We start from the raw sequence: 14,399 nt of genomic DNA, 5'->3' as shown, positions 1-14,399 counted from the left end.
ATTATTGAATATATATTATTTTTTTATAATATGTTTATTGTTTGGATTTGATTTAAATATAGAAAGAGATTTTTGAGTATTATCTGTCTTCGAAACTGGTTTTTTTGGATTTGAAATGTTTGTTAATATTCCTTGATTTTCAATTCCAATTTGAACTATAGCATTTAGAGGTACTTTTACAACAGATGCAAAATTATCTTTTCCAAATCCAGCTTCAAAACTAATCTCTTCTTTTGATAGTATGGCACTTTGAAATGTATAACCAGATAAAACAAACATAACAATAGGTGATTTAAATGTCTTTTTTATCTCTTCTGGTAGCTCAGGTGCAAAGCCTATCAGTGATATATCAGAAAAAATATAAAAATCAATGCCGTTTTGCAAAAGATAATCTAAACATTCATAAATATGTCTTTTCATTAATAATCCAAAACTCTCATCATTTGAAACTTTTTCTAGCATTTTATAACTCCAAAAACTCATCAACCATATTTGAAATTTGTTTAAGTCCTATAAGCCAAAAATCTTCATCATCTATGTCAAAACCAAACATATTTACAAGTTCTTTTGGGCTTTTACTTCCACCACTACTTAAAAATTTTGTATAAATTTCAACAAAATTTTCACATTTGTTGCTTTTATAAAGTCCAAATAGGGCTAAAACCAAAAGCTGCGCATAAGAGTATGCGTAGCAATAAAATGGCGAATGTATAAAATGTGGTATATAACTCCACCATATTTTATAATAATCATTTAGCACAATACTATCTTTAAACATCTTTGTGCTTTCTTCATACCACATATCATTTAGTGTATCAAGTGATATTTCGCCTTTGTGTGCGTGGACTCTTCTTTCAAATGTTGTAAAGTTTATTTGTCTAAAAAATGTTGCAAAAATATCTTCTATTTTTCTTGCTAAAAGTGTCTGTTTTTCTTTTTTGTCTATGTCTTTGACAATATAATCAAACACCAACATCTCACAAAAAACTGATGCTGTTTCTGCTGTAGTAAGTGGAGTATCTGAGTTTAAAAATCCAACACTATAGCTTAGCTTTTGGTGTATTGCATGTCCTAGCTCGTGCGCTAATGTAAAAAGGTCTCTACTTTCATCTGTATAGTTTAGTAAAACATAAGGGTGTGCGTCACTTGAACCAGAATGAGAAAAAGCACCACCTCTTTTTGCATCACTTGGATATACGTCTATCCAGCCATTGTCAAATGCTTCTTGTGCTATTTTTTGAAACTCTGGGCTAAAGTTTCCAAACGATTTTAAGACTATATCTTTTGCTACGCTATACTTATATTTTGTTTTGTTTTGAGATAACGGCGCATATCTATCATAATCATAAAGCTTTTCGTAGCCCAAAATTTCTCTTTTTTTATTGTAAAATTTATAAGATAGTTCAAAGTTATTTTCACAAGCTTTGATTAGCGAATCTACACTTTGTTTGCTTATTTGATTATCTAGATGTCTTGGGTCTTCTGGATTTTCAAAATTTCTTAATTCGCAACTTGTAGATAAATCTGTTTTTATCATATTATAAATATAACCCAAAAGATGTTGATGTTTTTTAAGCTCATCACTTAAGCTTATAGCAGCTAGTTTTCTCTCTTCTCTATTCTCGCTATGAAGTTTGCTAAGCACTTCTTCTTCGCTTAGTAGCTCTTCCTTAAACTTAAATTTCATAGCGCTCATGGTCTCATCAAAAAGTCTTGCAAATGCTTGAGCACCCGTGTTTGAAGTTCTTAGTAAAACTTGTTCTTGTTCTAAGCTAAGCTGGTGCTTTTTTTGCTGTTTTAAATTTGAAAGATAGTAAGAAAAATCATCACAAGAAGCTATAAATTTATCTTGAATTCTATTGTCCAAAGTGTTAAACTCTAATTCAAAAAATAAAATATACTCTTGTATCTTATTACATTCTTCTTCGTATTTTGAGTAAAAAGCTCCTTGTTTTGTGTCTTTTGCAAAAACCAAAAATGCATAAGTCATTATTTTAGAGACAGAACTAACAAGCCTTTGGTATTCATTCATTGCTTTTACAAATTCTTTTTCTTCTAAATTTGCAATCTTGCCCTTGTATGTATCGCTAAAATTTTTAACATCTTTTTGTAAATTTAATAGATAGCTTTCAAGCTCTTTTTTATCTTTAAATAATGCTGTTAAGTCCCAAATCATTTTTCATCCTTCATAGCAGCCACTGCTGTAAATAAAACATCAGATGAGCTATTTAGTGCTGTCTCAACTGAATCTTGTATAACACCTATCGCAACACCTATCGCAACAACTTGCATAGCAACATCGTTTGGTATATTAAATAGTGAGCAAGCAAGAGGTATAAGCATAAGTGAGCCACCTGGAACTCCTGATGCACCGCAAGCTGCTACCGATGAAAGAACGCTTAACATAAATGCATTTGCAAAACTTACATTAATGCTATCAACACTATTTACAGCTGCTAATGCTAAAACACTTATAGTAATAGCTGCTCCAGCCATATTCATACTTGCACCAAGCGGTATAGAAACAGAGTAAATTTCTTCTTTTATATTTAATTTTTTACATAAATTTAGATTTACAGGTATATTTGCTGCAGAACTTCTAGTAAAAAATGCTGTTATTCCACTCTCTTTCAAGCAGGTAAAAACTAAAGGATATGGATTTTTTCTTAGTGATAAAAATACTATCAAAGGATTTACAACCAATGCAACTGTAAGCATTACACCAACTAGTAAAATCAATAATTTTGCATATTCCAACAAAGAGCTTCCACCGCTATCATATACACTAAAAGCAACTATACCAAAAATTCCAAATGGAGCAAGTCTTATGATAAATCTAACTATTTTTGTAACAGCATCAGAAACATTTATTATCATTGTTTTTGTTTCGCTTGATGAGTGTCTTAAGACTACCCCAAAACCTATAGCCCAAGCCAAAATTCCTATGTAGTTAGCAGTAGCTACCGCATTTACAGGATTGTCTACTATCTTTAGAAGAAGTGTTTTTAAAACATCAGATATCTCTTTTGGGGTTGAATTGCTTACTGCTTCTACTCCATCAAGTGTTAATGATACTGGAAACAAAAAGCTAGCTCCAACAGCTATAAGCGCTGCCCCTAAAGTTCCCACAACGTAGTAAAAAATTACACTTTTAAAACCTTTTGATTCGCTATCTATGTTTCTTGTGGATATTGCAGATACAATTAAAACAAAAACAAGTATTGGTGCTACTGCTTTTAAACCACCTACAAATAGATCTCCAAGTATAGAAATACTCATAACTATTTGTTTTATGCTTTGTGAATCAGATTTGAATGCTATAAAACCGAGCATAGCTCCACAAACCATACCTATTATTATTTGAATTATTAAGTTGCCATCTTTATATGAGTGTATAAATTTTGAAAAAATGCCCATTATATAGCCTTTTTGATTGTATAATATTTAATTAAGTATATCCAATAAAATGTTAAAATAAGTTTTAACTTAAAAAGTATTATTTAATTTTTTTAAGTTTTATGATAAATTAGGTTGGTAAAAAACTTTATTTAGATAAAGACCGTTGGGAGATACTGGCATTCTTGTAAAAATCTTTTTATTTTGTAATTGATCTTGTATGAGATTTTTTCCATTATCGTATTTTAAGCCTTTTAATACAGCAGATACCATAAGTCTTACTTGCGCTCTTAAAAAACCATTCGCTTTAAAAACTATAATAGTTTTGTTTTTATAACTATAACAAAAAGCTTTATACACTGTTCTTATAGGGCTTTTTGTGTCACTTCCTACCTTCATAAATAAACTAAAATCATGTTCACCTATAAATAATTTTAGTAATTCATTTGCTTTTTTTGTGTCTATTTTTGGTAAAAATAGACAATAATTACTTCTAAAAACATCAAATTCATCATGGCTTATGATGTATCTATATTTTCTTGCTTTTGCATCATATCTAGCCTGAAAATTATCATCTACTTTTTTTATTGATTTTATGTGTATAAAAGGGTGTGCATGGCGATTTATCAGTTGCTTGAGTCTATTAAAATCATTGAAATGCTTGCCACACTCTACACATACACTTTGATTGTTTGCATGAACTCCTTTATCTGTTCGTGAGCTAGAGACTATCTTTGAAAAAATACCAACATGTGATAATGCTTGTTTTAAAACATCTTCCACGGAGTTTTTATGAGGTTGCGTTTGTGAACCTTGAAATTTAGAGCCATCATAGCTTAGTATGAGCTGAATTTTCATATCAATATTTCAATGCTATTTTGTATTTATAAAATGCAAAACCGCACATCATAAATGGAAAAAATACTATAGGTATTATTATTTGTGAATAAGAGCTTAAAAGCATAATTATCGCAAAGTATGCAAATAAAACACCAAAAGTTCCAGTATAAACACTACCTTTATCATATCTGTAAGTTACTATTCCAAAACTTATAGCAAATAAAACAGAGGCTAGTGGGAAAAGTGATATTAAGATATATGTGTTTAAATCTTTATTTCTTTTTTTATCTGTTTTTGCTTGTAACCAGTAATGCATAAAATTTCCAACTTTGCTTATTTTGTTGTCTTGATTTGTTCTTATTTTCATTGAACTAAAACTACTTTGATGATAAATGTTATCTTTTATGTCATAAATTTTACCATCTTCTAAAATAAGTTGAATCATTGAGTTTATATTTGATATTGTAGCTGTTTTTGCTATTATAAGTCTATTCGCATCTTTTTGTGGATTATACATTATTATATCTTTATAGATTGTCCCATTTTTGTCTCTCGTTTCATCATTTATGTATACCATCCAATCTGAAAATTTTTGTCCAAATTTTCCACCTTTTAGATTTAACTTAGCTACTGTTTTCTTATAGTCTATAAAGTTAGAGTTTAACTCAGCTGATTTTGGTATTAAAAAGATTGCAATAACTAATAAAAAAATTGTAAAAATACTAGATAACCATACAAAAAATTTACTTATCTTTGCCGGAGAATAACCAAGTGTAAATATAACTATACTCTCATTTTCCTTTGATAGTCTAAAAAGTGTCATAGCTATAGCTACAAAAAAAGATATGGGAACTACAAATAACAATATTCTAGGAAGCAAAAATAGGTATAATTTTGCGAGTTCGAAAAATGTTATTTCTATATATGATGTGATTCTTGCTATTTGTATAAAAAATACAATTGACATTATTAAAAATAGTGTGCTAAATAAAGATGCAAATGTGCTTATAAAATTATTTAAAAGATATCTATTTATATTAGACATAAATCATCTTTATTATAGCTAAGAAAAAATCATCAAAACAATAAACTAGCAATAATGCTAAACTTAAAAACGGAACAAATGCTAATTCGTAATTTTTTTTCTTTACTATCATATAAACTGGTAATGTTAAGATAGCAGATAAATAAACAGCCGCTAGTCCAAGCTTATATCCAAGCATTGCACCTATAACAGTAGCTATAAAAATATCAGCACTTCCCATAGCTTCTTTTTTAAGAAAAAAACTAACTAAAAATCTAAGCAACCAAAATGCAAATGCAAACACAAAAGAACATAATAAATTATCGTAAAAATTATCATTTTGAGTTATGTTTTTTAGTACCGCGTATGCAAATGCAAGTACTAATCCTGTGTATAAAAGTTGTTCAGGAACAGCTTTGTATCTTATATCAATAACAGATAGTGCAAGTAAATTTATAAAAGACAATCCAACGATAAATGCCAAAATAAGCTCTTTTGCATCAAAAACATATATGCCAAATTCTTTGTAAAATCCAATAAGCATAAAAAAACCACCGGCTAGTTCTGCTACAGGATAAACTATGCTTATTTTTGTTTTACAAAAGCTACATTTTCCGTTTAGAAAAAACCAAGAAAAAATAGGTATGTTGTGATACCATTTTAATGGTGTATTGCATACTGTGCAATGTGAGCTTGGAAAACTTACACTTTGAGATTTTGGCAAACGATATATCAAAACATTTGAAAAAGAACCAAAGCAAATTCCAAAAATAAATAAAAAAATAGATAAAGTTATATCAAAGCTATCCATAATCATCCTAGTTATATAATTTAGTGCGTAAATTTGCCATTTTATTGATTATATACATATTAAATTGCACCAAAACGCCTATTTTTTAGTCTAAAATCATCAACTATCTTTTGTAGTTCTTCTTTTTTAAAATCAGGCCAAAGTGTGTCAGTAAAAGCAAGTTCTGCATAGCTTGCTTGCCAAAGCATAAAATTTGAAAGTCTTTGTTCGCCACCGGTTCTTATAAGTAGGTCTATCTGCTCTTTTTCATCAAGAAACTCGTTTAGGTTTTCTTCTGTTATCTCTTTTTTTTGAGATATTAAGCTTTTTGTTGCTCTTATTATCTCATCTTTTGCACCATAATTTATAGCAAGATTAAATTTTAATTTTTTATTATCTTTTGTTATATTTTTTAAGTTTTTTATCTCTAGTTTTAAATCATCATTGAAGATATCTATATCTCCTATTGTGTTAAAAAAGATACCATTTTTTACAAAATTTTCTTTTCTCGAGACTAAAAATTTTTTTAATAAATCTAGCAAAAAATCAATCTCAGTTTTTGGTCTTTTCCAATTTTCTGTACTAAATGCATAAAGAGTTAAGATTTTTATCTCATTTGATATGCAAAAATCACAAATTTTTTCAACCACTAAAGCACCATTTTCATGCCCTTTTGTCCTTAAAAAACCGCGGTTTTTTGCCCATCTTCCATTGCCATCCATAATAATGGCTAAATGGTTTAATTCATTCATCTTATCCCTTAAAATCAATTAAATTTTTATTTTTTTTCCATATCGCATCTATATCACAATTTTCTATTTTGCATGAAAAATGTTCTTTTAAGACGCTAGATACTTTTTGAAATGGGGTTTTAATTGTATCTAAATTTCCATCAACAAACTCAAAAAGCAAAGGTGCAAAATTTAAAAACACCAAATACATGTATGCCTTATTTTTATCTTTTTTAAATTGAAAAAGATTGAAGTTGTCATTGTATATAAATGGTATATGAATTATGTTTTGATTTAACGCAAGTAGTATATTTGTATAAATTTCAAACTCATCTTTATTTATATTTGATGAGAGATTTTTTATTATCTCTTCATAAAGCCACTTTATGTCCTCTTCGCTAACAAGCCTTTCAATCAAAAAAATACCATTTTCTAATCCACAATCTAAAAAATCAGGTTTTTCATAAAGATTGTTTATAACTATATTATCACTTGCACTTTTTATCTCACCCCAATATTTGGCTCCAACTTTAAGTCTCTTTGCGCTTTTTGTTACTAACTCTTTATTTCTAAATTTCAAAATATATCTATTAAAAGATATTTTTTCACTTACAAATAAGCTTACTGGCAATGATGTATTTAGCGATATTGTGCTTATTTTATCATTTGTTATTTTTTGTATTTTTTGAATACTTGAAATCATAACTCACTTGCCAAATTTGCTATTTTTATAGCTATGTTTTCTTTGGTGTCAATTTCTAAAAGTGTCTCTTTTTCTTTTGTTATAAAGTTTATCTTATTTTTTTCACTTCCAAAACTATTTTCTTTTTCTATTACATTTAGACAAACAGCATCTAAGTTTTTATCTATTAGCATATTTTTTGCATTATTATAAGCACTATTTTTATCGTATTCTAATTTAAAGCCTATTTTTTTGCATTTAAAGTCTTTTAGACTTGATAAAACATCAATATTTTGTTTTAACTCTAAGCTCCACTCTTTTCCTAATTCGCTTTTTTTAAGCTTAAAATCATAATTTTGTTTGCATATATAATCACTAACAGCCACGCACATGACTAATAAATCAGAGTCTTTGCATTCTGCTTTACATAAAGATAATAATTCATCTGTGTTTTTAAACTCACAAGATTTATATGGTAAATTTTCATACTTTACGCTTGAGATAAGCATAACATCTGCGCCTAAAAAGAAAAAAGCATCAGATAAGGCTTTTGACATTTTTCCACTAGAATTATTTGTGATGGCTCTTACATCATCTATTTTTTCAGTTGTTGCGCCACCTGTTATGATTACTTTTTTTCCTTTAAAAGTTTGATTAAAAAAAGCTTTTTTTACTTCATATAGTATGTTTGATATATCTGCCAAACCACCTTTTCCTATGTCCTTACAAGCTAACATTTTTGTTACAGGTTCAACTACTTTTACGCCATTTTTTTTCAAAAAATCTAAATTTTTTACCGTAGAAAAATGCTCTAACATTTTATTGTTTGCCGCAGGTGCTATTATCATAGGTGCATTTGAAGCGATTAGGGTTTGCATAAATATACTTGAACAAACCCCACTAGCAAGGCTATTTATAGTATTTACAGAAGCTGGCGCTATCAAAATAAGATCTACTTTTGCATACTCTATATGGCTTATCTTTTTTTGCCAATCCTCGTTTCCTGTGCATAAAACCGGATGATTTGTGATAGCTTCAAAGGATAAAGGATTACAAAATTTCAAAGCCCCATCACTTAACATAACCTTTACATCAGCACCGAGCTTTTTAAGGTTTGATACTAGCTCGTATGCTTTATAAAATGAAACACTACCACAAACACCTAGTAAAATTTTTTTATCTTTTAACATCACTTTTCTTCTTTAAAAAATTTATAAAAAAACCTATCTTTATTTATCTGTTTTGTTCTAGAAACGGCTAATGCGCCACTTGGAATATCTTTTGTTATCGTGCTTCCTGCGGCTATCATAACATCATCTTGTATTGTTACAGGGGCTATTACTTGAGTATCTGAACCTACAAATACATTTTTGCCTATTTTTGTTTGATATTTGTTTTTGCCATCATAATTGCAGGTTATAAAACCACAACCGATATTTGTTCCTTCTTGCACTTCACAATCACCAAGATAGCTTAAATGTCCAGCTTTTACACCATCTAAATTTGCATTTTTTGTTTCAACAAAATTTCCAATGCGTGTGTTTTTTATTTTGCTTTTTGGTCTTATTCTGGCTAATGGACCAATGCTTGAGTTTTGTATTTCGCTATATTCTATTACACTAGAACTTTTTACAATGCTATTTTTTATTAAGCATTCTCCTATTATGCTTACATTTTCTTCTATGACACATTCGCCTTCAAATTTAGCTCTACAATCTATATATGTTGTATTTGGCATACGCATTAATACACCGCTTTTCATCAAATCTTTTTTTATTTCATCTTGCATTATTTTTTCTGCTATGCTAAGTTGAAATTTGTCATTTATACCCATAAAGTTTTGCTCTTTTACTTCTATAATGCCACATTTTAGGCTTAGTTCGTTTGCTATTTTTACAGCATCGGTTAGATAGTATTCATTTTGTGCATTATTGTTTTTTATAAGTGGTAGAATTTTCTCTAAAGCATCTGTTTTAAATGCATAACATCCAGCATTTACACTTTTTATTTTTTTTTCATTTTCACTTGCATCTTTTTCTTCTACTATGGATAAAACTTGATTATTTTCGCTTATAATTCTTCCATATCCGAAAGGATTTTCGGTATTAAAGCTACTTATTGTTAGGTCAAGATCGCTTTTTGCTAGATTTTCAAGTTCATTTTGTGTTATTAGTGGCATATCTCCACATAAAATTATTGTTTTTTTTGTTTTTGAAATAGCTCCTATTAATGCACCAGCGGTTCCTGGAAAATTTTCAAAATCTTGTATATGGATTTTTGTATCTGGATAGTTTTTTAGAATATGTTCTTGTATCATATCTTTTTGGTGATACAACACAACGCATACATCATCTGTTATTTTGTAAGCCTTATTTAGTATGTGAGATATCATGCTTGCTCCACAAATTTCAAACATAACTTTTGGGGTTTTTGACTTCATTCTTGTTCCAAGACCAGCCGCTAGTATAATTATAGAAGTTTCTTTCACTTTATAAAACCTTAAAATAATGTATTTTTTTCAAAACTTAGTCCTTGATTGTATCAAAAAAAGACAAATAAATATTTGAATTTATGCTATTTTTAACTAAAAGCTAATAAAATATTGTTTTTATCTGAATTTTAAAGAGAGTTGATATGGATTTAGGAACCGTTGTCGGTTGGGTTTTGATAGTAGTTTTACTTTTTGGCTCCATGGCTATAGGTGTTGGTATAGGACCATATGTTGATGTGCCATCAGTTATGATTGTTTTTGGTGGAACCACTGGTTGTTTGCTTGTTGGTTTTAAAATGGAACAATTAAAAAAGATTTTTACATTTTATGGTGTTGCTGTCAAGCCAGGTCAAGTAAATTTAGCTGAAACTATAAAAAAAATAGTTGATTATTCTACAAAAGCTAGAAGAGATGGAATACTTGCTCTTGAAAATGATGTAAATAATGAAGTTAATGAATTTTTAAAAAAAGGTCTATCCATGGCTGTTGATGGTAATGAGCCAGATGCTGTAAGATCTTTGCTTGAAATAGACATAGATCAAACAAGTTCAAGGCATGGTTCAAATATTAAAATTTTTGAACAAGTTGGTGGTTTTTCTGGTGCTATGGGTATGATAGGAACACTTATAGGTTTGGTTGCTATGCTTTTAAATATGTCAGATCCTAGTGCTATTGGTCCTTCAATGGCGGTTGCGTTGCTTACTACACTTTATGGTGCTATGATTGGAAATATTATAGGTGGTCCGGTTGCAAATATATTATCTATTAGAAATAATGATGAAATGTTAGAAAAAGAAGTTATATTAGAAGGTATTATGTCAATTCAGGCTGGAGATAATCCAAGAACACTTGAAAGTAAGTTGTTGTCTTATTTACCTCCAAAAGATAGAAAATCACAATTTGAGTAAGATATGGCAAAAAAAATAGATCCAAGCGAATGCCCAAAATGTATGCCTGAATGGCTTGCTGCATTTGGTGATTTGATGTCACTTTTGCTATGCTTTTTTGTATTGTTATTATCAATGAGTACTATGGATGCAAAAAAGCTTGAAATGGCTGTTGGTTCTTTAGCAGGAGCTATGAGTGTCTTAGAAGGCGGTGCAAGGCCGGAAACTCAAAAAGAACAAGAGATAGAGCTTCAATCTAAAATCAAAAAAGAAAAGATTCAATCACAATCAGAAAATAGCTTTTCTCAAGCTGTAAAGGCTATAAATGAGCTTTTGAATGCTACTGGTTCTCCCGAGGTTGTTATGAAAGATAGCGAGGATGGTTTTATTATTCGCTTACCTGCTAGTTTGTTGTTTGAGCATGGTAAGGCTGAAATACAAAGTGATGATGCAAAATTGTTTATAAAACGCATTTCTATGATAGCAACAAAGTTACCACCATATATTGATATAAATGTTGTTGGTCATACTGATGATTTAGAGCCGGATCTTAATTCTATTTATAAAAACAATTGGCAGTTGTCAACAGCTCGTGCAATGAGTGTTGTTGATGAATTATTAAAAGATGGAGTTGATGCAAAAAAGCTAATAGCATCAGGAAGAGCTTCTTATGAACCCATAGCTCTAAACTCAACACAAGAAGGCAGAGTTCAAAATAATAGAGTAGAGATAAAGTTTGTATCTTTGGATAAAAAGAAAAAAGAAGCTGCTCGTAAAAGTATATTGGATTAAATTTTAATATGAGAATACTATTTTTATTATCTGTTTTTGGTCTATTTGGATTTTCAGCTGATGTTGAAATTCCAACGATAAATTTAAGCCTAACAGCTCCAAACAACCCAACACAATTAGTAACTTCTCTAAACGTTTTAATAGCCTTAACGGTTTTAACATTAGCACCAGGTCTTATATTTATGATGACAAGTTTTTTAAGACTTGTCATAGTGTTTTCGTTTTTGCGTCAAGCTATGGGTACTCAGCAAATGCCACCTTCTACACTTTTGATATCCATAGCTATGGTTCTTACATTTTTTATAATGGAGCCAGTTGCAAAGCAAAGCTATGAGAATGGAATAAAGCCTTATTTGGCAGAACAGATTGGTTATGAAGAGTCTTTTGATAAAAGTATAAAGCCTTTTAAGGAATTTATGGTTAGAAATACAAGAGAAAAAGATTTGGCACTTTTTTTTAGGATAAGAAATTTACAAAACCCAGCAAATATAGATGAAATTCCACTTACTATAGCTATGTCGGCTTTTGCGATAAGTGAGCTAAAAACAGCTTTCGAGATAGCTTTTTTGCTTTATCTTCCATTTTTAGTTATAGATATGGTTGTAAGCTCTGTTCTTATGTCTATGGGTATGATGATGTTGCCACCCGTTATGATATCACTACCTTTTAAACTACTTATTTTTGTTTTGGTTGACGGGTGGAATTTACTAGTTGGAAATTTAGTTGAAAGTTTTCATTGAAAGAAGTATATAAATGATTAGATTTTTATTTTTATGTTTATTTTGCTTGGTTTTGAATGCTACAAGCTTAAAAGAGGTGATTTTAAACACTCAAAACTCAGAATTAGCAAATATAAAAAAATATGATGTTGCAAAATCTGAGCTTAATAAACAAAATGTTTTGCTTGGTTATCTTCCAAGTGTTTCAGTAGGTGGAGGATATAAAACAAACTCAGATGAAAAGTTGATTTTAAGACCAAAAGAGATAAATAGTATTTATGCTAAACTTGATTTTATGATATATGATGGTGGTGCAAGAGAGGCAAGAATAAGAGCTTTGGCTAATTTAAATCAAAGTGAAATTTATAAAAACGATGAATATAAAAATTATCTATCTTTAAATGTTGTTAGACTTTATTATAATGCCTTGTCTTTGGTTGGTATAATCAAAGCAAAAGAAGGTGAAAAAAATTATTTAAGTGCTACTTTGGAGCGTTTAAAATCATTTAAAGATGCTGGACTTGGTTCAAGTAGCGAGTATGAAAGTATTTTAGCTAAGTATTACTTGAGTTTAAGCGAGGAGCTTGAACTAAAACAAAAACTAAACAAAATAAAAAATTCAATCAATCTTTTATCAAATATTAATGTTGCTAATTTTGATTTTATATCTTTAAAAGAGCCTGATTATAATATTTCAAGTGAGAAGGCTGAATTAAAAGCTATAAGTAAAGAACTTTTTGCTATTGATAATAGTATAAAAGAGTCTTATTCTGAGTATTTACCACATATATTTTTACAAAATACTTTTATGTATACAAAGAGTAGGTTAGGTAGCTCTCTTAATGGTAATATAGCTATTTTTAAATCTTATGCTGATGATTTGTTAAAAGAAGATTGGGAAAAAAATAACGAGTTTATGATTGGATTTAAGTGGAAAATTTTTGATTTTGGATCTAATCTTAAAAAAATAGAGACCCAAAGAGTAAAAAAAGCACAAGCAATGCTTAATCTAAATTATAAAAAAAGAGAAAACGAATTAAGTTTGAAAAATATCAAAGAAGAGATAGAAAATTTGAAAGATAAAATACTAGCAAATGAGCTTTATCTAAAATCATCTCAAACAAGTTTAAAAGCGATAGATAATAAGTATAAATCAGGACTTGTTGGGTATAATGACTTTTTGTTATCACTTGCTAATGAATTTGGGGCTAAAAGTAGTTTGATAACAGCTAAAAATGAGCTTGAGATAAAAAAGGCTGAATATTATTTTGAAAGTGGAGTTGATATTTTAGAGAGGATAGGATTTTGAAATTTATTTTTATATTACTTATTTTTTTAAATTTTTCTTTTGCTGATGAGAAAATATATGCAAATTTTGATGTTTTGGCCGTTAAGGATTCAAAACTTGTATTTGAAGCAAATGGAATTGTAAAAAAAATAAATGTAGATGTTTCTAGTGTTGTAAAAAAAGGTGATAAGCTTGTTTTGCTTGATGATTTAGATGAAAAAATAGCTTTAAAGATAGCACAAAATGAGCTTGAAAACGCAAAATTGGTTAAAGATTTTAAATTGCAAACTTTAAATAAATTTAAACAAGTTGAAGACGATATATCAAAATATGATTTTGAAAAGGTAAAATTTGATTATGAAAATGCTTTAATTGTTGTAAAAAAAGCTCAAATAGCGGTTGAAAATATAAACAATAGACTTTCTAAAAAGACTCTTATTGCTCCTTTTAGTGGAGTTATAGTTGCTAAAAATGCTGAAATTGGAAGTGGTGTTATAGCACTTAATTCTAGTGTGCTAGAACTCGTATCTTATCCTGAAGTTAAGATTGTAATGTATATAGATGGAAGTTATATTGACAAGATAAAAGTTGGAGATGAGTTTTATTTTGATAAAAAAGATGGGAATAAACAAGTGGTAAAAATATCAAATATTTATCCGATAATAGATATCAAAACTAGAAAATTTAAAGCTGAAGCCTATGCTGATGGTTTAACAATCGGAAGTTATGGTGAAGGTTTTATAAAAATAAAGTGATTAC

Annotated in this window: 15 protein-coding genes; 5 read left to right on the top strand and 10 right to left on the bottom strand. The window is 29.1% G+C overall.

Annotation, left to right across the window (positions count from 1 at the left end; all coding sequences use genetic code 11):
• Positions 1-15 precede the first annotated feature (15 nt).
• The 10 genes from CPIN17260_RS05755 to glmU form a co-directional block, all read right to left on the bottom strand.
• Positions 16-462 (bottom strand): hypothetical protein, encoded by a 447-nt coding sequence (locus CPIN17260_RS05755; RefSeq protein WP_069636617.1) that lies wholly within the window; start codon positions 460-462, stop codon positions 16-18.
• A 1-nt stretch (position 463) separates the two neighbouring features.
• Positions 464-2,176, bottom strand: a complete 1,713-nt coding sequence (locus CPIN17260_RS05750; RefSeq protein ID WP_078440723.1) for a M3 family oligoendopeptidase — start codon at positions 2,174-2,176, stop codon at positions 464-466.
• A complete protein-coding gene (gene sstT / locus CPIN17260_RS05745; RefSeq protein ID WP_078440722.1) occupies positions 2,173-3,417 on the bottom strand; it encodes a serine/threonine transporter SstT in 1,245 nt (414 codons plus the stop codon). The genes CPIN17260_RS05750 and sstT overlap by 4 nt, the downstream gene beginning before the upstream one ends.
• 99 nt (positions 3,418-3,516) lie before the next feature.
• Positions 3,517-4,254 (bottom strand): tRNA pseudouridine(38-40) synthase TruA, encoded by a 738-nt coding sequence (gene truA, locus CPIN17260_RS05740; RefSeq protein WP_078387825.1) that lies wholly within the window; start codon positions 4,252-4,254, stop codon positions 3,517-3,519.
• A 1-nt stretch (position 4,255) separates the two neighbouring features.
• Entirely contained in the window at positions 4,256-5,281 is a 1,026-nt protein-coding gene (locus CPIN17260_RS05735) for an LptF/LptG family permease (RefSeq protein WP_078440721.1), read from the bottom strand.
• Positions 5,274-6,071 (bottom strand): prepilin peptidase, encoded by a 798-nt coding sequence (locus CPIN17260_RS05730; protein ID WP_078440720.1) that lies wholly within the window; start codon positions 6,069-6,071, stop codon positions 5,274-5,276. The genes CPIN17260_RS05735 and CPIN17260_RS05730 overlap by 8 nt, the downstream gene beginning before the upstream one ends.
• Before the next feature lie 59 nt (positions 6,072-6,130).
• Positions 6,131-6,802, bottom strand: a complete 672-nt coding sequence (uppS, locus tag CPIN17260_RS05725; protein ID WP_078406084.1) for a polyprenyl diphosphate synthase — start codon at positions 6,800-6,802, stop codon at positions 6,131-6,133.
• Between the two features lies 1 nt (position 6,803).
• Positions 6,804-7,484 carry a hypothetical protein gene (locus CPIN17260_RS05720; protein WP_078387822.1) on the bottom strand — a complete coding sequence of 227 codons (681 nt, stop codon included), beginning with the start codon at positions 7,482-7,484 and terminating at the stop codon, positions 6,804-6,806.
• On the bottom strand, positions 7,481-8,653 hold the full coding sequence (coaBC, locus tag CPIN17260_RS05715) for a bifunctional phosphopantothenoylcysteine decarboxylase/phosphopantothenate--cysteine ligase CoaBC (protein ID WP_078388209.1): 1,173 nt from the start codon (positions 8,651-8,653) through the stop codon (positions 7,481-7,483). The genes CPIN17260_RS05720 and coaBC overlap by 4 nt, the downstream gene beginning before the upstream one ends.
• Positions 8,653-9,951 (bottom strand): bifunctional UDP-N-acetylglucosamine diphosphorylase/glucosamine-1-phosphate N-acetyltransferase GlmU, encoded by a 1,299-nt coding sequence (glmU, locus tag CPIN17260_RS05710; RefSeq protein WP_078406083.1) that lies wholly within the window; start codon positions 9,949-9,951, stop codon positions 8,653-8,655. The genes coaBC and glmU overlap by 1 nt, the downstream gene beginning before the upstream one ends.
• Before the next feature lie 146 nt (positions 9,952-10,097).
• On the opposite strand from glmU, the gene CPIN17260_RS05705 reads away from it, so the two are divergent.
• Genes CPIN17260_RS05705 through CPIN17260_RS05685 form a run of 5 tightly spaced genes read left to right on the top strand, consistent with a single transcriptional unit; the run spans position 10,098 to position 14,395 of the window.
• Positions 10,098-10,862, top strand: coding sequence for a motility protein A (locus CPIN17260_RS05705; protein ID WP_069636626.1), 765 nt, complete (start codon positions 10,098-10,100; stop codon positions 10,860-10,862).
• A gap of 3 nt (positions 10,863-10,865) precedes the next feature.
• Complete coding sequence (locus tag CPIN17260_RS05700; protein ID WP_078415322.1) at positions 10,866-11,633, top strand: flagellar motor protein MotB; 768 nt, start codon at positions 10,866-10,868, stop codon at positions 11,631-11,633.
• Between the two features lie 8 nt (positions 11,634-11,641).
• Positions 11,642-12,373: a flagellar type III secretion system pore protein FliP gene (gene fliP, locus CPIN17260_RS05695; protein ID WP_078387819.1), complete on the top strand. Its 732-nt coding sequence runs from the start codon at positions 11,642-11,644 to the stop codon at positions 12,371-12,373.
• A gap of 13 nt (positions 12,374-12,386) precedes the next feature.
• Positions 12,387-13,661 carry a TolC family protein gene (locus tag CPIN17260_RS05690; RefSeq protein ID WP_078387818.1) on the top strand — a complete coding sequence of 425 codons (1,275 nt, stop codon included), beginning with the start codon at positions 12,387-12,389 and terminating at the stop codon, positions 13,659-13,661.
• Positions 13,658-14,395, top strand: a complete 738-nt coding sequence (locus CPIN17260_RS05685; protein ID WP_157887342.1) for an efflux RND transporter periplasmic adaptor subunit — start codon at positions 13,658-13,660, stop codon at positions 14,393-14,395. Before CPIN17260_RS05690 ends, CPIN17260_RS05685 begins: the two co-directional genes overlap by 4 nt.
• The last annotated feature ends 4 nt before the right edge of the window (positions 14,396-14,399 follow it).

The organism is Campylobacter pinnipediorum subsp. pinnipediorum, assembly GCF_002021925.1.
Classification (GTDB): Bacteria; Campylobacterota; Campylobacteria; order Campylobacterales; family Campylobacteraceae; genus Campylobacter_A; species Campylobacter_A pinnipediorum.
Note: the sequence above shows the minus strand (reverse complement) of the source record. Positions and strands in the feature narration are given on the sequence as shown.

Excerpts from the sequence above, each read along its gene's own strand:
- fliP (WP_078387819.1), top strand. The coding sequence starts at position 11,642 with ATGAGAATACTATTTTTATTATCTGTTTTTGGTCTATTTGGATTTTCA.
- CPIN17260_RS05735 (WP_078440721.1), bottom strand. The coding sequence starts at position 5,281 with ATGTCTAATATAAATAGATATCTTTTAAATAATTTTATAAGCACATTT.
- uppS (WP_078406084.1), bottom strand. The coding sequence starts at position 6,802 with ATGAATGAATTAAACCATTTAGCCATTATTATGGATGGCAATGGAAGA.
- CPIN17260_RS05730 (WP_078440720.1), bottom strand. The coding sequence starts at position 6,071 with ATGGATAGCTTTGATATAACTTTATCTATTTTTTTATTTATTTTTGGA.
- sstT (WP_078440722.1), bottom strand. The coding sequence starts at position 3,417 with ATGGGCATTTTTTCAAAATTTATACACTCATATAAAGATGGCAACTTA.
- CPIN17260_RS05705 (WP_069636626.1), top strand. The coding sequence starts at position 10,098 with ATGGATTTAGGAACCGTTGTCGGTTGGGTTTTGATAGTAGTTTTACTT.
- truA (WP_078387825.1), bottom strand. The coding sequence starts at position 4,254 with ATGAAAATTCAGCTCATACTAAGCTATGATGGCTCTAAATTTCAAGGT.
- coaBC (WP_078388209.1), bottom strand. The coding sequence starts at position 8,653 with ATGTTAAAAGATAAAAAAATTTTACTAGGTGTTTGTGGTAGTGTTTCA.
- CPIN17260_RS05690 (WP_078387818.1), top strand. The coding sequence starts at position 12,387 with ATGATTAGATTTTTATTTTTATGTTTATTTTGCTTGGTTTTGAATGCT.
- CPIN17260_RS05750 (WP_078440723.1), bottom strand. The coding sequence starts at position 2,176 with ATGATTTGGGACTTAACAGCATTATTTAAAGATAAAAAAGAGCTTGAA.
- CPIN17260_RS05720 (WP_078387822.1), bottom strand. The coding sequence starts at position 7,484 with ATGATTTCAAGTATTCAAAAAATACAAAAAATAACAAATGATAAAATA.
- CPIN17260_RS05755 (WP_069636617.1), bottom strand. The coding sequence starts at position 462 with ATGCTAGAAAAAGTTTCAAATGATGAGAGTTTTGGATTATTAATGAAA.
- CPIN17260_RS05700 (WP_078415322.1), top strand. The coding sequence starts at position 10,866 with ATGGCAAAAAAAATAGATCCAAGCGAATGCCCAAAATGTATGCCTGAA.